Genomic DNA, 20,596 nt, shown 5'->3' on the forward strand with positions numbered 1-20,596 from the left:
TGGCCAATGTTTCATTGTTGAGATTTTGTGATGTCGAAATCAATGCTGGTTATAGGCAGGGATATTCGTAAAGCGCGGCATCGAAGCCTTCTACTTCCCGCCGGTCAATGAAATAAAAACCGAACGATTCGTAGAAATTACGAAGCCTCGGCCTGTCACCGTGGCAATCACAGCGCAGCCACTGTCTCCCCTCTGACTTAACTAAGTCCACCATAGCCTTTAAAACGCGATGACCAATACCGCGGGTGATAAAGGCATCGCCAATCACTAGTTTGTGAAAAAACAAAGAGTCATTAGCAGTGATTTGAGGCCAGAAAAGAGCATCTCGTTCGAGGATGAAGACACCGCCGATGATCTGGTCTTCTTCTTTGACCAAATACAGGCTGTCATCGCCGTATGCTTTTTGCAGTGCAGACACCGAGACCTCATCACGCTCCCAAAGAGGGATTCCCGCGCTTTCGAGTCTTTCAATAGCTTCGAAAAGAAACCCTTCAATTGTTAGCCAATCGTCAGGATGGGTAGATTTTGTCAGTGATATCGGCATAGATCCCAGTGTTCTGCGACCGCGGCGTTGAGTTTAGACCTCTGACGTTTCAGACAGGGACTTTTTCAGCGAGCGGGCTTTGTTAAGTTCAATTTTATAGGCAGCCAACAGGGTGGAAAGATCACTCACTTTCACCGTGCAATTGCCCTCGTTGTCCATCGAGTTTAGAACGTCGTCGTTAAGTCTGGCGAGTGCATTACGCGTCGCCGGAGTATCAGTTGTAATAGGCATTGTTATTGGCTTTTTTGTTATTAATGTTGGGCTATTTAATCAGAAAGCGACTCAAGGAAACAATCTGGTTTTGAAACGGATTGTTTCAGTCAATCGAAGTGTAGCGCTTGGCGTCATAGGCGGCAGAGTTGGTGTAAAAATTAACCAGAAAATTAGACTTGTCACCCAATTGTAATGAAATTAGCCGCTTAAAGTTACTCAAAGCGGCCAATCATTAAGTTGTTTGAATGCCATTCTAAGCGCGGAAATCACGTGTTACTTGCTTTCCAAGAGCGCTGAAGTTTTGCGATCAGCTTCGAACAATGTAGGCGACTATTGGCTGTGGCTAGGGTAAATCAGCGCCTCAGTATCAAAACCACGGGATTTGGCAGCTTCGATGAATTTCTGCATTACCTCTTCCGAAACCTCTGGTGTTCTCGCTAGCAGCCACAGATAGTCAGTGTTGTAACCAGAGACGAAGGCGTAATCGTAGTTTTCACCCAATCCAAATACCACGTAAGACGAGTAAAATGGGCCAAAGAAGGAGACCTTCAAATGAGCAACATCACGTTCGCCGACGAAGTAGGCTCGGCCTAACGCTTCACTCCATTCTTTGTCTTCATCGTTGTAACCGCGGTTAATGACATTGATGCCACCATCTTCGCGTGGTGTGTATTCCGCTGAGACGGAAGAAAGGCCGCGTTCGAAGGAGTGGTCTAGTCTTGCGACTTCGTACCATTTCCCTAGATAGCGTTGTTCGTCAAATCCAGTGACAGGCTCAACACCTTCAGGAACGGATTGGCAGGCGGTCAGGCCAAAAAGAGAGGCCGCAATCAAGAGCGCTTTAAACATAAATCTTGTCTTCTTTTTATTGTTGGAAAGTTTGCTGTTAGTACGATGCCAAAACCCTAGTGGCTCATTTAGCGAAGAATTTTCGCCAGCGCATCAGCTAATGCCGCATGACCTGCTTCATCAAGATGGAGGCCATCAATAGGTGATGCCTCACAGACGGTGGCAGCTTCGAAGAAATCGCAGCCTTCTTCCTCAGCCACTGCACGGAAAAAGTTCGCAAGCTCAAGAGACTTCTGCCGACCATCACGAAAACCTGAAGCCCAGTTGTTGGCGTCGTGCATTGGCGCAGGCGAAACAATCAAAATACGCGGTGTCGGGTGACCTGCGTTGTCGCACTCTTTGACTTGACCAATCAGCTTTCGAATGCCTTCTGCAATCCAAGCGGGTTCTGAAGGAAACTGGGACTTCAAGTCATTGGTACCGAGTGTGATCACCACGCCATCCAGTGGACGGTGAGAGAGCAGCAGCATGGGCAGAGCGGCGCTTCCATCGCGGTAAGGCTTCATTGGGTCATTCCACACTGTGGTGCGTCCATTGAGCCCTTCCTCAACAATCATAAAACGGTCTTCGGAGCCGTCGTCTTTGTCGATGTTGAGTGCGTGTTGGAGGCGTGACGTCCAGCGAATGCCTTCGCCCCAACGCGAGCCATTTGAAGGGTTATAACCCCAAGTATTTGAATCACCGAAACATAAAATGCGTGGCATGGAGGTATTCCTTTTTCTTAAGTGCTTCCATTTTACGATGATTAGCGGAATTCGTCGCCAATTGACTGCGATGGATTGACGCTTTTCATTTTTACCGTGTCGCGTGTTGAACCGCTGGGATTTCTAAAACGGCTCACTTTAGGCAACAGGGTGAGGCTAGCTCATCATCAAGAAAGCGCTTTTATAAAAAAGGGCGAAGCATCCAATCAACGGACGGTGCGTGATCTGCCAGAAGGACCGTCAGAGTTTTGGACAGATAGGGGTCCGAATACAAGGAGTTCAAATGCAATGAATGAAAAAACACCCATGCAGAAGCGAGCGGCGGCAGCAAGGCATACAACCTCTGTTGATCAATCTAACCGACGAGTGCCGATTAACCTCAGGCAGTCGGGTCCCACACCGGTCGAACTTCTGATCTCTACACGGGTGAGAAAATCTCCCTATTGGCATCTCTCTTACGAATCTGACTGCTGGCAGGCTACGATTTATAACCGCATGTATCACCCCCGTGCTCATATTCCCAAAGAGCAAGGCGGCGTGATGGCGGAGTATGATGCCTTGGTCAATCACGTGGCAATGTGGAATGTTGCGGTTGAGCGCCAGATTCAGGTGAAAGGACCGGACGCTGAAAAGTTCGTCGACTTTGTTATCACTCGCCCAGCCAATATTATCAAGCCTATGCGTGGGAAGTACGTGATTCTCTGTAACGAGGAAGGCGGGATAATGAATGATCCGGTACTCCTGCGGATTTCCGAAGACGAATTCTGGTTTTCTATTTCAGATAGTGATGTCGAGTTCTGGCTTCGTGGCGTAAACATCGGTATGGGGTTTGACGTTACCATCGCGGAAATTGATGTTTGTCCGGTGCAAATCCAAGGGCCGAAATCAGAAGCGCTGATGACGGATCTGTTTGGCTCAGTTGTCAGTGATATTCCCTTTTATGGTTTGATGGAAGGCACGCTCAATGGGGCAAACGTGATTATCTCCCAGACCGGATTTAGCGGCGAAAAGGGCTACGAAATCTACTGCTTGGACGCAACGTTGAATGCGGAAAAAGTCTGGTATGGCGTGCTGGAAGCAGGTGAAAAGCACAACCTGAAAGTCACCGCCGTAGCCCATCACCGCCGCATTGCCGCTGGTATTCTTTCCTGGGGACAGGACGTTGATCAGGAGGTGTCTCCGTTCCAGTGCAACCTTGCCTATCAGGTACCTAAAGACAAAGAAGGCGATTACATTGGCAAAGCCGCACTTGAGAAAGCCAGAACGCAAATCGAAGCTGGAGAATCTCCGTATCCTCTTGGTTTGGTCGGCATTGTCTTTGGTGGCGAGCCTGTCATCGACTACGCCAATGACTTCTGGCTGATTTACGGCGAAGACAGTGAAGAAGCGGTGGGATACGTGACCTCACCTTGGTACAGCCCTGAATTGGAAACCAATATCGCGCTTTGCCATGTGCCTTGGAATGGCCGAGAGGCAGGGACTAAGTACAAGGTTGCCTTACCAACGGAGTTCGGCGGAGAGATCGTCGAGGCGGAGGTCGTCAGTATACCTTTCCGGCCTTCGGTCAATCCAAACTCCCGTGAAGTGGAAAAATCACGTGTCAGCGCGCCTGCTGTCTGACTTATATGTTAGCGGTGCTATGCACCGCTTTTTCTGGCGAAATGCTCATGACCATGAATTTTGAACAAGGCAATGTTGATTGTATGCCTCAGCTTCCCGATCCTGCTTTTGCTGCGGCAGAGCTTATTTATCATGCCTCCCTTGAGGCGACACCACGTCAAGTGAGCGCATTGGAAAGCCGTCCTGAATGGCTACCGGAAGGTATCCGTGTGTACGTACCTTTTCTTCCCTCTTCAAACTTTGAAGATGCTTTCGATACCTGTAAAACCCTGTTGATTTGGGGGGCGGTTCCGGTTCCTCATCTTCCTGCACGCGCTGTACCCAGTGAAGAGAAACTCCGTGAATGGCTACTGGCGCTTAAAGTGATTGGCGTGAAACAGTTGCTGCTTATTTCTGGTGACATCGAGACCATCCAAGGGCCTTACTCTGACACTATGCAGCTGTTGCAGTCAGGTTTATTGCAGGAATATGGGATCGAAGGCATTGGCGTGGCGGGTCATCCAGAGGGCCACCCGCATGCTGACCAAGCCACATTGAAACGCGCACTTGAGTTCAAGCGTAACTATGCCAAAACACATGGGCTGAGTCTTTGGGTAGTGACGCAATTCTCGTTTGATCAGACGGTTTTGGAGCAGTGGCTCGATGAACACCAAACCATACTTGCTGGCATTCCGGTGTATCTCGGACTTGCCGGGCCTACGCGTTTGAAAAACCTGCTTTCGTACGCGGCGCAGTGCGGGGTGGCAACATCAGCAAAGGCGCTGACCAAGAACCTAAGTGCCGTCCGGTTGTTGAGGCCCTGGACACCCGACTCACTGTTGGAAGGGTTGGCAGCTTACCAATCAAAGCGGTCGGAATCTGTATTGAAGGGGATACATTTATTTCCGTTTGGTGGGCTGAAACAATCCGCCGAATGGCTCGCTAACAAAGCCAGATAATCCAATTTAAGAGTTGTAGTCCGGCATTTGATCTTGATTGCTAGGCCGAGAGACAGTGAAATTTGGGGCATTCTAATGAATAATCAAAATAATACCGTATTAGTGACTGAAAATATGACAGCTTTACCTCCACCGGCGCGCCGGACATTGAAATTGCCCGCGCGGTAAAACCTTGGCCGATCTTTGAAGTGGCCCAGCGTAAACTCGGCGTGGCCGCACATGCTTTGATCCCGTTCGGGCATTACAAAGCCAAACTGGATTTGGCGCAGATTGATACCACCTCGAAGGTGGGTAAACTTGTGCTGGTCACCGCGATTACGCCGACTCCTGCTGGGGAAGGTAAAACTACCACCAGTATTGGTCTGGCAGACGCACTGAATGCCATTGGTGTTAGCGCCAGCGTTTGTTTGCGTGAACCGTCACTGGGCCCATGTTTTGGTGTGAAGGGTGGTGCCGCTGGTGGTGGCCGCGCGCAAGCCATTCCGATGGAAGATTTAAATCTTCACTTCAACGGCGATTTCCACGCGATCACCTCCGCGCACAATCTGCTGGCAGCCTTGATTGACAACCACATCCACTGGGGTAACGAGCTTAATCTGGATGCGCGCAAGGTATCATGGCGTCGTGTGATGGACATGAATGACCGCGCGCTTCGCCATACCTTAGTGGGATTGGGCGGCCCTGCGCATGGTCAGCCGCGCGAATCTGGTTTCGACATTACCGTGGCGTCTGAAATCATGGCAATCCTTTGTCTGGCGGAAGACAGAAAAGATCTTCAGCGTCGTCTGGGTAATATCATCATTGGACGCGATCGCGACAACAAGCCAGTGACCGCGCGTGATTTAGGCGCAGAAGGCGCAATGACGGTACTTTTGAAAGACGCGATTCAGCCAAACTTGATCCAGACCTTGGAGCACAACCCGGCGCTTATTCATGGCGGTCCGTTCGCCAACATCGCTCATGGCTGTAACTCCGTGATGGCGACACGCACAGCCATGGGTCTGACCGATGTTGTGGTGACGGAAGCGGGCTTTGGTGCGGACTTGGGCGCAGAGAAGTTCATTGACATCAAATGCCGTATTTCTGGTTTGAAACCGGATGCTGCTGTATTGGTGTGTACCGTGCGTGCGCTGAAAATGCAGGGTGGCGTCGCGAAAGACAATCTTGATGCAGTTGACGTTGACGCGGTGAAGCTTGGTTCAGCCAACCTCAAACGTCACATCAAAAACATGCAGAAGTTTGGCCTGACGCCTGTGGTAGCAATCAACCGTTTCCCGACTGATGATGCCAAGGAGCTTTCTCTTATCAAAGAAGCGTGCATGAGCTTGGGCGCGCGTGTCGAAGAAGCACAGCATTGGGCGGAAGGTGGTGTGGGCGCCAAAGCGGTTGCTGAAGCGGTCAAAACCATGTTGGACGGTGAAGCGCCAGATGTGCAATTCCTCTATGAAGATGACCTGCCAATTGATGACAAAATCCGCAAAGTCGCCACCTCGCTCTATGGCGCGGAAGACGTGCAGTTCAACATCGCGGCACAAAAGCAGCTCGATGAAATTCACCAGTTGGGTTATGGACATCTCCCTGTTTGTATCGCGAAAACGCCTTACAGCTTCACTTCAGAGCCATCGGAGCTTGGTGCACCATCAGGACACATACTGCCTGTGCGTGAACTTCGCCTGATGGCGGGAGCAGGCTTTGTAGTCGCGATTTGTGGTGATGTCATGACTATGCCAGGACTGCCGCGTAAGCCCGCCGCGCTCAGCATCTCACTGGATGATGATGGCGAGATTGTCGGCCTGTTCTGAGTATTTTCCGGTTACGGTGTCAAAAAGCGCTACCTTGGGTAGCGCTTTTTGTTACTTATTCCCTGAACGTTTTTCTCCTCCCTTGAAGCACGTAAAGTACCTGTCATTCAATTCCAAGTGATTTGGCTGCAGGAGCAAGTGATGTGTAAGAAGGACAAACCGTATCAGTATCAGGAACGTCGGGTTGAGTTAGATACCGACCGCGCGTTTCGTCTTGGTGAAGGCAAAATCAGCGGTTATCTGTCCGTGATATTGGGTGGTTTGTCGCTGCTTGCCGTACTGGCTTATCTCTTTCCTTCCTATCTCACCACGACTGAACTTCGTAAAACCTACGATGCGGAAAGCCTGCAACATGTTTTGAAATACGGCATGTACTTTTCTCTGTTCTTTGGTGCCATGACTCACCTGCTGAAAAGGTACCGTCGTTTGGGTTGTCTCGGCATACTGCTGACGCTGGTGGCTTTTGCTTTGGGTGGGTACACCGTACCTGTTGGCCCGGTTGAACCGAAAGAACTTTCCTTGGGAGTGGATTGGTTAATCCTGGCGTTTTTGGGCTCTGCGGCGATTTTTATGACGCTAGAGAAGCTACTACCTAAGTACAAAAATCAGGTGATTTTACGTAAAGAATGGGAAACGGATTTCTTCTATTTCTGCTTCAACCATCTGGCGATTTCCGCCATCCTGATTTATGCCAACTACCATACCTCGCATTTTGACTGGGCAGTGAGCGCTTCATTGCAAGAGTCAGTGCAATCCTTGCCTGTCATTGTTCAATTTGTACTGATTCTGCTTGCGGCGGACTTTGTTCTTTACTGGGAACACCGCCTATTCCACGAAGTAAAAGCGCTGTGGCCCGTTCATGCGGTTCACCACTCGGTGGAAGAATTGGATTGGCTGGCAGGCTCGCGCGGTCATTTTATTCAAGTGTTCTCAGAACGTGCAATGGTAATGGTGCCGCTGTATTTGCTGGGGCCTTCAGAAATAGCATTGAATGCGTACGTGGCGTTCGCAGCGCTGCAAGCGGTATTGATTCACTGTAACACCCGCATGCACTTTGGTTTTCTGAAATATATCTTTGTGACACCGCAATTCCATCACTGGCATCACAGCTCAGAAAAGCCTGCGATTGATACCAATTACAGTGCGCATCTGGTGTTGTTTGACTGGTTGTTCGGCACCATGCACATGCCTAAACAGCATTGGCCAGCAAAATATGGCACCACCAAACCTATGCCGAAGGGCGTCATCGGACAAACTCTGTATCCGCTTACTGCACTGATTAAAAAGCAAAAATAAATTCATAACTTTCCTCTATGCGCCGTTCGCGGCGCATTCCAAATACATCCTGTCGCATTCGCATCGCTGGATCAGCTGAGTGTTGTTTAAGTTGGCTAAATATAGAAAAGGAAAAACCAACAAAGGACGCACCCATGTCGGACGCTGTAGCGCTGCATCGAGATTCCATCATCATTGATGGCCTGATAATCGCCAAATGGAACCGGGAACTGTTTGAAGATATGGCAAAAGGTGGGCTGACGGCCGCCAATTGCACGGTTTCGGTCTGGGAAGGTTTTCAGGGCACCGTCGATAACATTGTCGAGTTCAACCAACTGCTGCGTGAAAACAGCGACCTCATTCGTGCAGTGCACACCACTGAAGACATTCTCGCCGCCAAGCGGGAAGGAAAAACCGGCATCATGCTCGGGTTCCAGAATGTTCACGCGTTTGAGGACAAACTTGGCTACATCGAGATTTTCAAAAAGCTGGGTGTCGGTATCGCGCAAATGGCTTACAACACCCAGAATCTGGTCGGTACGGGTTGTTATGAACGCGATGGTGGCTTATCCGGTTATGGTCGCGAAGTCGTCGCGGAAATGAACCGCGTCGGCATCATGTGTGACCTATCCCATGTTGGGCCAAAAACCTCAGAAGAAGTCATTCTGGAATCGAAAAAGCCGGTTTGTTACTCCCACTGTTTGCCGCTTGGCTTGAAAGATCATCCCCGTAATAAATCTGATGAAGAGCTGAAATTCATTGCTGACCACGGCGGCTTTATCGGTGTCACTATGTTCGCCCCTTTCCTGAAAAACGGCATCAATTCCACCATTGAAGATTATGTGGAAGCCATCGACTACATCGTTGATTTGGTCGGTGAAGACTGTGTCGGTATCGGCACAGATTTCACCCAAGGTCACGATCAGGAATTCTTTGAGTGGATCACTCATGACAAAGGCTACGCGAGAAGGCTGACCAAATTTGGCGAAATCATTAACCCGAAAGGTATTCGCACTGTGGGGGAATTCCCGAATCTAACGGCAGCGTTACTCGATAGTGGTTGGTCACCAGAGAAAGTACAGAAAATCATGGGTGGCAACTGGGTCAAAGTTCTTAAAGACGTTTGGGGCGAATAAGCCAGACAGATAAAGAGAGGAAACTTTAATGGGTCATCATCCACCGGAAATCCCTATTCAGGTCGACGACGAAACCGGCGTTTGGAGCACAGATGGTTTGCCCATGCTCTATGTCCCCCGACACTTTTTCATCAATAACCATGCGGCAGTTGAAGACGCCATTGGCGCGGATCAATACGCGGATTTGCTCTACAAAGCGGGCTACAAATCGGCCTACTTCTGGTGCGAAGAGGAAGGTAAAACCCACGGCATCTCAGGTGCAGAAGTGTACGACCATTACATGAAGCGTCTGTCTCAACGCGGTTGGGGACAATTTTTTATCGAGCATCTGGATGTTTCGCAGGGAACGGCAAGAGTGCGGCTAGAAAACTCCGCGTTTGTTTACTACTACGGCAAGGTCAACCGCAAGGTGGATTACATGTTCACGGGTTGGTTTGCTGGCGCCATGGATCAGGTGACGGAGAGCGTCGGCTTTCCGTTTAAAACCCACGCAGTGCAGTTGCAAAGCGGCTCTGAAGAAGGCTGCGATTTTGGACTGTTTGAAGTTAAGCCGATTGGTTAAGAGCAGGTAAGAACAGGTCCTGGATCCTAGGAAAAGCAGGTCCTATGGAGAGCAAAGAGTTTGAATCTGAATCTAGGCCTCTTAAATCTGTGCAGGACCTAGGACCTAGGACCTAGGACCTAGGACCTAGGACCTCAAAACAAATATAAGGAAGTACAATGTCTCAGTTCGACGCAATTTTTCAGCCGCTTGCGATCAACAAGCTGACGATCAGAAACCGGGTGATCAGTACGGCACATGCCGAGGTGTATGCGACGGAAAATGGCATGCCGACTGAGCGCTATATCAAGTATTACGAGGAAAAAGCCAAGGGCGGTATTGGCCTCTGTGTCTGCGGCGGTTCAAGCCCTGTGTCTATCGACAGTCCACAGCACTGGTGGAGCTCAGTGAACGTGAGTACGGATGAGATTATCCCGCACTTCCAGAACCTGGCAGATGCCATGCACAAGCACGGCGCGGCTATCATGATCCAACTGACACACATGGGACGTCGTTCCCGTTGGGATGGTGGTCACTGGCCGACCTTGATGAGCCCTAGCGGTATTCGCGAACCTGTTCACCGCGCGACCTGTAAAACCATCGAGCCGGAAGAAATCTGGCGCATTATCGATGATTTCGCGCAAGCCGTCCGTCGTGCAAAAGAAGGTGGCTTGGATGGTGTTGAGCTCTCTTTTGCCCACCAACACCTTGTCGACCAATTCTGGAGTCCGCGCGTTAACCGTCGTACCGATGAATGGGGTGGCAGCTTCGAAAACCGTATGCGTTTTGGCGTTGAAGTACTGAAAGCTGTGCGTGCGGAAGTAGGCCCGGATTTTGCGGTTGGCATCCGCATGACGGGGGACGAATTCCATCCTGATGGCCTTGACCACGAGAACATGAAAGAAATCGCGGCCTACTATGATGGGCTGGGTATGATTGATTTCTTCAGTATTGTGGGCTCGGGCTGCGATACCCACAATACGCTGGCGAACGTCATCCCGAATATGACTTACCCGCCAGAGCCGTTTATTCACCTCGCCGCAGGTATTCGCAGTGTGGTGAACGTGCCTGTGATGCACGCGCAGAACATCAAAGATCCGGTGCAGGCAGCACGTGCACTGGAAAGTGGCCTGATTGACTTTGTCGGCATGACACGCGCCCATATCGCTGACCCTCATCTCATCACCAAAGTGAAGCTGGGACAGACAGATCAAATCCGCCAGTGTGTCGGTGCCAACTACTGCATTGACCGCCAATATCAGGGTATTGATGTCCTCTGTATCCAAAACGCAGCGACATCTCGCGAAGCCAAAGTGCCACACATCATCAGCAAAACCGACGGCCCAATTCGCAAAGTGGTGGTGGTCGGTGGCGGCCCCGGTGGCATGGAAGCAGCGCGTGTCTGTGCCGAGCGTGGCCATCAGGTCACCCTGTTTGAGAAAAACAGCGAACTTGGCGGGCAAATTACGCTGGCTGCTGCTGCGCCTCAGCGCGAACAAATCGCAGGTATTACCCGTTGGTTCGATCTGGAACTGCGCCGTTTGGGTGTGAACCTTGTCTTCGACACGGCGGCAGATGAGGCGACTATTATGGCGGAATCGCCAGATGTGGTGGTGTTGGCTGTTGGCGGTAAACCGTTTATCAATCAGGAAGCCAAATGGGGCGGTGATGACGGTTTGGTGGTGAGCAGTTGGGACATTCTGAGCGGTGCGGTTGAGCCGGGCAAAAACGTGGTGGTGTACGACACTATTTGTGAATTCGCGGGCATGTCTGTGGCGGATTACCTAGCCGCGAAAGGCTCACTGGTGGAAATAGTCACTGATGACATCAAACCGGGTGTCGCTGTCGGTGGCACCAGCTTCCCCACTTACTATCGCAGCCTTTACGAGCGCGATGTGGTGATGACGCCGGATCTGGTGCTGGAAGAAGTCTACAAAGAGGGTGACAAACTGATTGCCCGCTTTGAAAACGAATATACAGGTGTGCGCGAAGAGCGCGTGGTCGATCAGGTAGTGATTGAAAACGGCGTCAGACCAGACGAAGCGCTCTACTATGCGCTCAAAGAGGGCTCCCGCAACCGTGGTCAGGTAGATATCGACACTCTTTTCGCCTTCGAACCACAACCCGCATTTGCTGAACAGGCGGACGGTTACCTGCTTTATCGCATCGGGGATTGCAGCGCGCAGCGTAATATTCACGCTGCCATCTACGATTCACTGCGTCTGTTTAAAGACCTCTGACCGACTGCGGGGTAGCTGTGATGTGGACGTCGCTTATCGGTCCCTTGTTAGTCATCATGATTGCGCTGGCGGTTGCGGGCGCAGTCAAACGAATTCGTCTCTGGCAGCAAGGAAAGCCAGCCAGCTTTTCCATCGGGAAAGCCCTTGCTGCCATTCCCCGACGCTACTTGGTCGATCTTCACGATGTGGTTGCACGTGACAAAGCGTTTGCGAACACGCATGTCGCCACTGCTGGGGGCTTTGTCGCTTCCAGCCTTTTAATGGTGCTGGTTTTCGTTCTGGGGTTAGACAATACCCTGACATTCGCATTGATGAGTGCAACGTTCTCTGCGATGGCGTTTGGTGCAGTGAAAGTGAAAAAACGGCGTGAAAACCCTCCTGCGAACCTTTCCAAAGGACCTTGGCAGAGGCTACCTAACAGTCTGCTGGTTTTCTCCTTCTCTGGCTTGATGATGTCGTTGCTGTTGTTATTGGGTATAGGCAATGTGCCCATCATCGTCGCAGCACTGCTTATTGTTGGCATTCTGTTGGGCTTGGCTGAGCTGCTGTTTGGCATGACCTGGGGCGGCCCAATGAAACACGCCTTCGCGGGGGCCCTGCATCTCGGTTTTCACCGTCGTCAGGAACGTTTCGGCGGTGGCCGTTCAACCGGACTGAAACCAATCAATCTTGACGAGCAAACTCTGGGCGTCGAAAAACCATCGGACTTCTATTGGAACCAATTATTGGGTTTTGATGCCTGCGTGCAATGCGGGCGATGTGAGAAGGTTTGTCCCGCGTTTGCCGCAGGTCAGCCGCTGAATCCGAAGAAACTGATTCAGGATATGGTGGTCGGGATGGCCGGCGGGGACACTGGCAACTACGCAGGCAGCCAGTACCCCGGCAAATCTGATGAAGCCCGTTGTGGTGCGCCGGATAAACCATTGTTTGAAGGTTTGCTGGATGCAGAAACCGTCTGGTCATGTACTACCTGTCGCGCCTGCGTTGAAGAATGCCCGATGATGATCGAACACGTTGATGCCATCGTCGACATGCGCCGCAACTTGACGTTAGCAAAAGGTGAAACGGTCGGAAAAGGTGCAGAGGTGTTGGAGAACCTGATTGCAACCGATAACCCGAATGGCCTGTCGCCAAACAGCCGAGCGAACTGGTCCGTGGATCTTAAACTCAATCATCTGTCAAAGGTAGGTACTACGGATGTGCTTTTGTGGGCGGGTGATGGCGCCTTTGATCTGGCTTACCAACGCACGCTCCGGGCGGTTGTAGCTCTACTGCGTAACGCCAATATCGAGTTCGCCATTTTGGGTAATGAAGAATTGGATAGCGGCGATCTGGCGCGTCGTCTGGGTGATGAAGCCACCTTCCAGCGCTTGGCGATTGCCAATGTCAAAACCCTGAATAAGTACCAGTTCCGATCGATTGTTACGCCGGACCCTCACGCCTTCCATGTGTTGAAAAACGAGTACCCGGATTTCGGTGGTAGCTATGATGTATTCCACCACACCGAGTATCTGGCGAAGCTGGTTGAGCAAGGTGATATCAAGCTGAATCAGGCCAAAGCCCAATCGGTGACTTATCACGATCCTTGTTACCTAGGGCGTTACAACGGTGGCTATGACGCACCGCGTTACCTGTTGAGCAGTATGGGGCTGACGGTCAGTGAGATGGAGCGTTCAGGTTATCGCTCGCGTTGTTGCGGCGGTGGAGGTGGTGCGCCAGTCACCGATATTCCGGGCGAACACCGTATTGCAGATATGCGGATGGATGATGCCAGGGAGACAGGTGCAGAAATGGTAGCGGTTGCCTGCCCGCAGTGTGCAGTAATGCTCGAAGGCGTAGTGATGCCAAGGCCGGAAGTGAAAGACATTGCAGTCATGCTGCTCGATGCCGTGGCAGAAAACGCCGACGCTGGCCAAGCAAAAGCGGTGGGGGAGTAAATGGACGACATCAAACGACGCGATCCCCGTAAAGAACAGATCCTGAGAAATCGCCTGCACCCTCAGTATGATGAGATGGCTGTTGACCATGATTTGCTGATGTCAGGTGGTACCAACCGCAAAAATCCCCACAAGCAGGGGTATTTATCGGCGGAAGGCATCAAACGGATTGACCGCTCTGGTGCTGCGGTCGCAGCTGCTGGCATTGCGAAAAAACAGCAAGAGCAAAGTTTGCCACTCAGGGCTATTGTTAATCCTTCCAGCCATATTGTGGTGTTCTCGGATTCTGACAGTGCCAAGCTGACGGTGCTGGATAAAGACATGTTAGGGCTTGCTCATTCTTTGGCTGATGATGGCACAGCCGTCATAATGATTAACCTGCACAGCCGTGAAGATGACCTCGCCTCGGCAGGGGCAGACAGAGCACTGGCGCTTGATGCAGCCAACTATTCCCCTGACAGCTGGCTCGGGATTTTACAAACCATCGAAACAGAGCTTTCTCCCAAACATTGGATATTCGCGGATGGCACCTTAGTCGGTGGTGATTTAGCAAGAAGATTGGCGGTTTCATTGGGCGTAAGACCAGTGACTCGCGGCAAGCTTTACGCTGAAGGCACCCTGAATTGTGGCGGTGGTGATGCATCGAAAAGCGTTAACCGGAAGCTTTCCCGCATCTTGCTGGTGGAAGAACAAGTGGCTGACCCCATTGCTGGCTTTATCACTGAAGCGTCTTCTCTGGATGTCGCAGAAGTGGCGGGCGTGATCCCCAAAGTCACTGATCTTGGTGATGTCGCCGTTGATCCGGCAGACATTCCTTTGGCGGAAACCCGCTTTATTCTCTCTGGTGGTAACGGTATTCGTAACTGGGCCTTGTTCCACCAATGTGCGCAAGCATTGGGCGCGACAGAAGGTGCCAGCCGCGTCGCTGTCGATAACGGACACATGCCGAGAACGACTCAAGTGGGTGCAACCGGCACTTACGTGAACGCCAAAGTCTATGTCGCGGTAGGTATTTCGGGCGCGATTCAGCATTTGCAGGGGATGACGACCTGTGAAACTGTCATCGCACTCAATACCGATGCCAACTGCGACATGATTAAGCGTGCTGATCTGAGCATTATTGCTGACAGCAGCGAGGTGATGCAGGCATTGGTTGACGCGACCGCTGGCGGTAAAGGAGAGCTTGATAATGTCGGATAACCAAAACATCCTGGTACTGGTTTCAGCCGGCCAACATCCGCTCTCTGGGCGTCCAAGACGGGCAGAGCGTGATGCTAAGGCGCTGGAATTGGCATTGTCTCAGTCCGAATCCGCAATGGTTGTATTTGCCGGAGACCCACAATCACCCGCTATTCGGGAATATCTCGGTATGGGCGTCTCCAAGGTCAATGTGTTGAAGCAACCAGAAGGGGCAGACACCAGTGAGGCACTGGCGGATTTCGTCAGATCACAGAAGCCTCAACTTGTTTTCTGTGGAGCCCGGGCAGAGCAGGGGGAATCATCCGGCATGGTGCCGTATTTGGTTGCTGATGGGTTAGGTGCAGCCGTTGTGCCGGAAGTGGTCAATGTGATGGAGCATACCGATTCCCACGTTGAAGTGCTTCAGGCTTTGGCGGGCGGTCAGCGCAGAAAACTAAGGGTGGAACTACCAGCCGTGCTGATTGCCAGTGCATCAGCGCCTGCAGCGAGGCAAAGCGCATTTACCAAAGCGAGAGACGGTTTAGTGAATGTGCTGGAAGTTGAAGTGAAAATGGATTTGGAGCAACAGGGCTGGGAATGGCAGCCTGCTAAGAAACGTCCGAAACGCACTAAAACCGTCGCTGCGAAAGCCTCCAGCCGAGACCGCTTTAAAGCCGCCACTGCAGCGCCCGCATCTTCAGGTGGAAAAGTGATGATGAACCCAAGCCCGCAAGAAGCGGCAGAAGCGATTTTGAAGCTGCTTGAAGAGAAAGGTCTTAGGAATTGAACGTAAACGGGTTTGCCAACAAATGCCCTCATTATGAGGGCATTGTCGTTTGAGCAAGTCTGGAGTTGGGCTAGTTACAGCTGTAGCTGGTTGCCACTTTCTTCACCCGGTTATCTGCACCGTCACAGAAGTCGTAATTCAACTGTAGGAAACACTGCTGTGTACCATCCTCTTTGATGGTAATGGTGCCGTTGTACACGTAGGAAAGCGGTGTGCCCCGCACATCACCATGCTGACAGGCAGGTTTAATGGTTGAACTGCCGCTAATGCTCAGTGTCTTCAACGTCTTCACTTCGGTTACCCCAACATAGCCGCGAATACCGCCAGAATAACGGTCGTAGCTTGTGGTTGAGAAACTGCCGTAATCAGTCGTCCATCTGAGCCGGGTGTGGCGTGCGGATGGGTGGTAAAGCCCTGCAGCGTTGAAGTAGACATCAGATTTATTGCAATCCACACCGAAGTAAGACCAAGCACCATCCCCGCCCGCAGACATTTGGAGTGTCACGCCTGAGCTACAGGCACCGAGGGGCTCGTCGTTGTCGTTAATGGTAACGGTTCCTGAAGCTTTGTCGCTTTGGTCATCTTTAATCCAGGCGTCGAGCGAAAAGGTTTTAGCTTCTTCGTCATCGTCATCATCAATGGTTGGCACGATGACACTGATGCTGGAAACACCGGGCGGGATGTCTACCTTCACGCCTGTGCTGGTAAGTGTGGCTGTTGTGCTTTCCTCTCCAAATCTCACCGTGACGCCAGTCTGATAGTCTGTTCCCGCAATGGCCGTACCATCGCGAAGTGCAAGGGTGACTTCTTTTGAGGCTTTGAGCTCTTTGTCGAAGTTGACGGTAAAGGTGGCGTTTTGTCCTTCGGTAACGGTATCGCCGGAAACACCAGTGACTTCAATGACAGTTTCGCTCGGGAACACGGTGCCGTCATAGCACTTGTAAGCTTCCTGTGTATTGGTCGTCAACGCGCTGATGCGATTTGGAAAAAGCCCGACAGAGACTTTCTCGCCCGTATCAGGATTCAGTCGCCAAAGCCAGGTACTGTTGATGTTCCCTGTGACGTTTTGGTTTTTGGCAGCAACAAGCATTTGCCCGTTCTGATCGAGGGTGGCGGCCGTAACGAAATTGACGAAATGGAAAGACTCTAGCTCGGTTTCCCCCGTAGAGGTGTTAATGGTAAATGTTCGGGTGTTGGTGACTAGCAGGAGTTTGCCCTGATAAAACACAAAGTCCCCCCAACTTGAGTAACCTCCCGAGCGAATACCACTGGGAAACTCGCCAATCTTTGTCGTGGAAGCGTCGCTAGTGTTGATGGTAAAGATATCACTGTTATCAGAGGCATAAAGAGTATTTGTAGTGGGGTCGAATGCCATGCGGAATACATCCGGCGCGTCGCCAACAATCGTGTGAGTACCTGTATCAGGGTCATAATAGGCGAGCTGGTTTTTCTTCAGCTTTGACGCATGGAAATCGAGGCTAGGAAATTCACCGGAATTGGTGTCGTCTTCAAGCCCCTGCACATGATAGGCTTCCGGCCTTGGCGCGCTTACATAGTAGATACGATTGTTGACTGCGTCATAAGCCATAGCCGAAGAGCTGAATAGTGTGCGTGACTCTTTCAGTGCGCGAGAGCCGTCGTAAGCACCTGTGAGTTTTTTGTCTTCTTGCAGGTCTATAAGAAAGCCCACATGTCCACGTCCCGCGTTCATGGCGTAGACGTTGCCATAACACTGTGCAAAAGCGCCAGACGAGGCGCAAGTTGCCAGAATGAAAGTTGCCAAAGTATGCTTCTTCATACAATTTCCCTAGTGTTTATATTGTTATTAAATCAACTGCATAAGCATGAAAATCGTATGAGGTGAGACAGACGTATTTTGTCTCGAATATGATGCGACGTCGGAAATAAATAATTAGCGTTTACTGAATAAGACGCTTTGTGTTTGATTAATAAAATTAATAAGTTAGATCTAAATTAGGAGGTGGTGTTTGAATCAACTGTTCTGAAAATTAACAGATCATAATCAAACATCAACTTGAGGACAGAAGATGAAACGCATCGTTTTATACACCAGCAAAAATTGCGCGCACTGCCAGTCAGCCAAGCAGTTTTTCGATAGCAAGAAAATCGCCTACCGTTTGTGCGATGTGGGTACACCAAGAGGTAGAAAAGAGCACGCCTCGCTGGGTGCGCGCGGCGTGCCGGAAGTGGTCGATGTGATGGAGCAAACCAACTCCCACGTTGAAGTGCTTCAGGCTTTGGCGGGGGGGCAGCGCAGAAAACTAATCGTCGAACTACCTGCCGTGCTGATTGCCAGTGCATCAGCACCGGCAGCGAGGCAAAGCGCGTTTACCAAAGCGCGAGATGGTTTAGTGAATGTGCTGGAAGTTGAAGTGAAAATGGATTTGGAGCAACAGGGCTGGGAATGGCAGCCTGCCAAGAAACGCCCGAAGCGCACCAAAACCGTCGCTGCGAAAGCCTCCAGCCGAGACCGCTTTAAAGCCGCCACTGCAGCGCCCGCATCTTCGGGCGGAAAAGTGATGATGAACCCAAGCCCGCAAGAAGCGGCAGAAGCGATTCTGAAGTTGCTTGAAGAAAAAGGACTCAGACGGTAAGCAGAATAGTTAATAAAAATGCCCTCATGTGCGAGGGCAATTTTTTACGTCTTTAGGTTCTACAGTCAGTCGGTGTAGTCACAATCGTAACTTTCTACTACCTCACTTACTTGGCCATCATTTCCATCACAATAATTATTGGCCAGTCTCAGGTAGCATTGCTGTGTGCCATCATCATTGATAGTGATAGTTCCGCTCCATCCCCAAAATCTATTGCTGCCATAAATGGGGCCATTGCTGCATGACTTTTCAACATTGCTACTGCCATATACTTTGATCTGTTGAAGTGTTTTCACCTCAGTCAATCCCACATGGCCTGTAACTCTACCATGACTATTCGTCACCCTGTTGAAGCCGTAATCTGTTGTCCATTGCAAAGTGATGTCTCCAGGTTCCACCTGACCCGAGGCACTAAATACAACGCTGCCGATGTCGCAATCCACCCAAAGATCAGCTGTTGCGAACTTAGTCTGAGCTCTTATTTTCAGGTTGACCCCAGGGCTACAAGCGCCTAATGGTTCATCATTGTCATTGATGGTAGCCGTTCCTGAGGCTTTATCACTTTGGTCTTCATTAATCCAAGCATCGAGGAAGAATGTTTTTGCATCTTCATCGTCCTGATCGTCAATTGTGGGTACAGCAACACTGATACTTGAAACACCGGGCGGGACTTCAACGACGACACCCGTATCGGTTAAGGTGGCTGTGGTACTATCATCACCAAACTTGACAGTGACATCCCTTAGATAATCTGTTCCCGCAATACCGGTGCCATTGCGAAGAGCGAGGGTGACTTCTTTTACCGCTTTAATCTCTTTGTCAAAGTTAATTGTAAAGTCCGCATTTTGCCCTTCAGTCACAGTATCGCCAGAAACGTCAGCGACTTCGATGACGGTTTCACTCGGGAATACAGTGCCTTCATAACACTTGTAAGTTTCCCTTGAGTTGGTTGCCATTGCGCTAATACGATTCGGGAAAAGCCCAACAGACACTTTTTCTCCTGTGTCTGGGTTCAGACGCCAAAGCCAAGTACTGTTGACATTCCCGGTCACGTTCTGATTTTTTGCAGCAATTAGCATTTGCCCATTTTGGTCAAGTGTGGCGGCGGTAACGAAATTAACGTAATGGAAAGAGTGTAATTTCACTTCGCCCGATGTTGTGTTGATGACAAAGGTTCGTGTGTTGGTTACGAATAAGAGTTTCCCTTCGTAAAACACGAAATCTCCCCAACTGGAGTAACCTCCAGAACGCATGCCGATAGGAAATTCAGCGATTTTGGTCGGTGTTCCGTCATCAACATTAATACTAAAAATGTCGCGATTATTGGAACCAAACAATGTGTTAGTGGCGGAGTCAAATGCCATACGAAAGACATCAGGTGTCTCGCCAACAATGGTATGAGTGCCTGTTTCTGGATCAAAATAGGCAAGCTGGTTTTTCTTTACTTTTGAAGCGTGGAAATCAAGGCTTGGAAACTCGCCAGACTGGGTTTCGTCCTCGAGCCCTGGAACATAGAAAGCTTCCGGCCTTGGAGCACTAACGTAGTAAATACGATTGTTGTTTGAGTCATAAGCTATTGCCGACGAACTGAAGAGCGCACGTGATTTTTTGACTACGCGTGAGCCATCGTAGGCGCCTGTCACTTTCTTATCTTCCTGAATGTCCAAAAGAACACCTACGTGTCCGCGTCCTGCGTTCATGGCGTAGACGTTGCCATAGCATTGCGCGAACCCGTCTGATGACGCGCAGGTTGCCAGTACAAATGTTGCCAAAATATGCTTTTTCATAAACACCCTTTGTCTCAAAGTAGTTAAAGAACTTGAATCTACGTTTTAATTGTTTTTATGAAATGCTTATTGTTTGAATGATATGCTTAACCACTAAGATAGTAAGGTTAAAATTGATAAAAAAATGTCTCATTATTGAGCTTTTAAATTGAGTGATCGAATGGTGTCTAATTAATAATGCTCTATGTATTAGATATATTAATTAATAAGATAGAGCTAATTTAGTGTGTTGGTTTATGAATGCTAAGTTCTTTCAGATGAGAATCTTGAATTCGATGGAAATAATAAGAGAATTGATTAGGTCTATTTAAAACGATTGTTTTATTTATTGTTGGGGATGGGCTCGATGAGGCGCAGATTGCCATTATAAAAATTACTGAAACATATTTCTTACTATTACGTCCCCAGTTTTTATTCTGGCGCAAGATC

At 50.2% G+C, this 20,596-nt stretch carries 17 protein-coding genes; 11 read left to right on the top strand and 6 right to left on the bottom strand.

The features are described 5' to 3' along the window. Positions 1–49 precede the first annotated feature (49 nt). The 4 genes from G5S52_RS12075 to G5S52_RS12090 form a co-directional block, all read right to left on the bottom strand. Positions 50–544, bottom strand: a complete 495-nt coding sequence (locus G5S52_RS12075) for a GNAT family N-acetyltransferase (protein ID WP_165013832.1) — start codon at positions 542–544, stop codon at positions 50–52. Positions 545–577: 33 nt separating this feature from the next. Further along, positions 578–775, bottom strand: coding sequence for a hypothetical protein (locus G5S52_RS12080; protein WP_039850181.1), 198 nt, complete (start codon positions 773–775; stop codon positions 578–580). A gap of 312 nt (positions 776–1,087) precedes the next feature. Further along, positions 1,088–1,606, bottom strand: a complete 519-nt coding sequence (locus G5S52_RS12085) for a lipocalin family protein (protein WP_165013834.1) — start codon at positions 1,604–1,606, stop codon at positions 1,088–1,090. 68 nt (positions 1,607–1,674) lie between these two features. Beyond that, positions 1,675–2,310 (bottom strand): SGNH/GDSL hydrolase family protein, encoded by a 636-nt coding sequence (locus G5S52_RS12090; RefSeq protein ID WP_165013836.1) that lies wholly within the window; start codon positions 2,308–2,310, stop codon positions 1,675–1,677. Positions 2,311–2,598: 288 nt separating this feature from the next. On the opposite strand from G5S52_RS12090, the gene G5S52_RS12095 reads away from it, so the two are divergent. The 10 genes from G5S52_RS12095 to G5S52_RS12140 all read left to right on the top strand — a co-directional run bounded on the left by G5S52_RS12095 (position 2,599) and on the right by G5S52_RS12140 (position 15,765). Further along, on the top strand, positions 2,599–3,930 hold the full coding sequence (locus G5S52_RS12095) for a glycine cleavage T C-terminal barrel domain-containing protein (protein WP_165013838.1): 1,332 nt from the start codon (positions 2,599–2,601) through the stop codon (positions 3,928–3,930). A 47-nt stretch (positions 3,931–3,977) separates the two neighbouring features. Beyond that, positions 3,978–4,868 carry a methylenetetrahydrofolate reductase gene (locus G5S52_RS12100; protein ID WP_205743882.1) on the top strand — a complete coding sequence of 297 codons (891 nt, stop codon included), beginning with the start codon at positions 3,978–3,980 and terminating at the stop codon, positions 4,866–4,868. Between the two features lie 188 nt (positions 4,869–5,056). Then, the gene (locus tag G5S52_RS12105) at positions 5,057–6,670 is read left to right on the top strand and encodes a formate--tetrahydrofolate ligase (protein ID WP_368737471.1); all 1,614 of its coding nucleotides are present in this window, start codon (positions 5,057–5,059) and stop codon (positions 6,668–6,670) included. A gap of 141 nt (positions 6,671–6,811) precedes the next feature. Further along, positions 6,812–7,966: a sterol desaturase family protein gene (locus tag G5S52_RS12110; protein ID WP_165013840.1), complete on the top strand. Its 1,155-nt coding sequence runs from the start codon at positions 6,812–6,814 to the stop codon at positions 7,964–7,966. A 134-nt stretch (positions 7,967–8,100) separates the two neighbouring features. Beyond that, positions 8,101–9,081, top strand: a complete 981-nt coding sequence (locus tag G5S52_RS12115) for a dipeptidase (protein ID WP_165013842.1) — start codon at positions 8,101–8,103, stop codon at positions 9,079–9,081. Positions 9,082–9,109: 28 nt separating this feature from the next. Beyond that, positions 9,110–9,643 carry a DUF5943 domain-containing protein gene (locus tag G5S52_RS12120; RefSeq protein ID WP_165013844.1) on the top strand — a complete coding sequence of 178 codons (534 nt, stop codon included), beginning with the start codon at positions 9,110–9,112 and terminating at the stop codon, positions 9,641–9,643. A gap of 158 nt (positions 9,644–9,801) precedes the next feature. Next, positions 9,802–11,862: an NADH:flavin oxidoreductase gene (locus G5S52_RS12125; RefSeq protein WP_165013846.1), complete on the top strand. Its 2,061-nt coding sequence runs from the start codon at positions 9,802–9,804 to the stop codon at positions 11,860–11,862. Between the two features lie 20 nt (positions 11,863–11,882). Continuing rightward, on the top strand, positions 11,883–13,799 hold the full coding sequence (locus G5S52_RS12130; RefSeq protein WP_165013848.1) for a (Fe-S)-binding protein: 1,917 nt from the start codon (positions 11,883–11,885) through the stop codon (positions 13,797–13,799). Next, positions 13,800–14,999, top strand: a complete 1,200-nt coding sequence (locus G5S52_RS12135) for an electron transfer flavoprotein subunit alpha/FixB family protein (RefSeq protein WP_165013850.1) — start codon at positions 13,800–13,802, stop codon at positions 14,997–14,999. After that, positions 14,989–15,765: an adenine nucleotide alpha hydrolase family protein gene (locus G5S52_RS12140; RefSeq protein ID WP_165013852.1), complete on the top strand. Its 777-nt coding sequence runs from the start codon at positions 14,989–14,991 to the stop codon at positions 15,763–15,765. Before G5S52_RS12135 ends, G5S52_RS12140 begins: the two co-directional genes overlap by 11 nt. A 70-nt stretch (positions 15,766–15,835) precedes the next feature. Here the strand turns inward: G5S52_RS12140 and G5S52_RS12145 are convergent, their stop codons facing one another. Further along, entirely contained in the window at positions 15,836–17,563 is a 1,728-nt protein-coding gene (locus G5S52_RS12145; RefSeq protein ID WP_165013854.1) for a hypothetical protein, read from the bottom strand. Positions 17,564–17,813: 250 nt separating this feature from the next. On the opposite strand from G5S52_RS12145, the gene G5S52_RS24460 reads away from it, so the two are divergent. Next, positions 17,814–18,380 carry a glutaredoxin family protein gene (locus G5S52_RS24460; RefSeq protein WP_165013856.1) on the top strand — a complete coding sequence of 189 codons (567 nt, stop codon included), beginning with the start codon at positions 17,814–17,816 and terminating at the stop codon, positions 18,378–18,380. Positions 18,381–18,445: 65 nt separating this feature from the next. On the opposite strand, the gene G5S52_RS12155 is transcribed toward G5S52_RS24460, so the two are convergent. Beyond that, the gene (locus G5S52_RS12155; protein ID WP_165013858.1) at positions 18,446–20,167 is read right to left on the bottom strand and encodes a hypothetical protein; all 1,722 of its coding nucleotides are present in this window, start codon (positions 20,165–20,167) and stop codon (positions 18,446–18,448) included. Between the last annotated feature and the right edge of the window lie 429 nt (positions 20,168–20,596).

The sequence above is a fragment of the Grimontia sedimenti genome, assembly GCF_011045095.1.
Lineage (GTDB): Bacteria > Pseudomonadota > Gammaproteobacteria > Enterobacterales > Vibrionaceae > Enterovibrio > Enterovibrio sedimenti.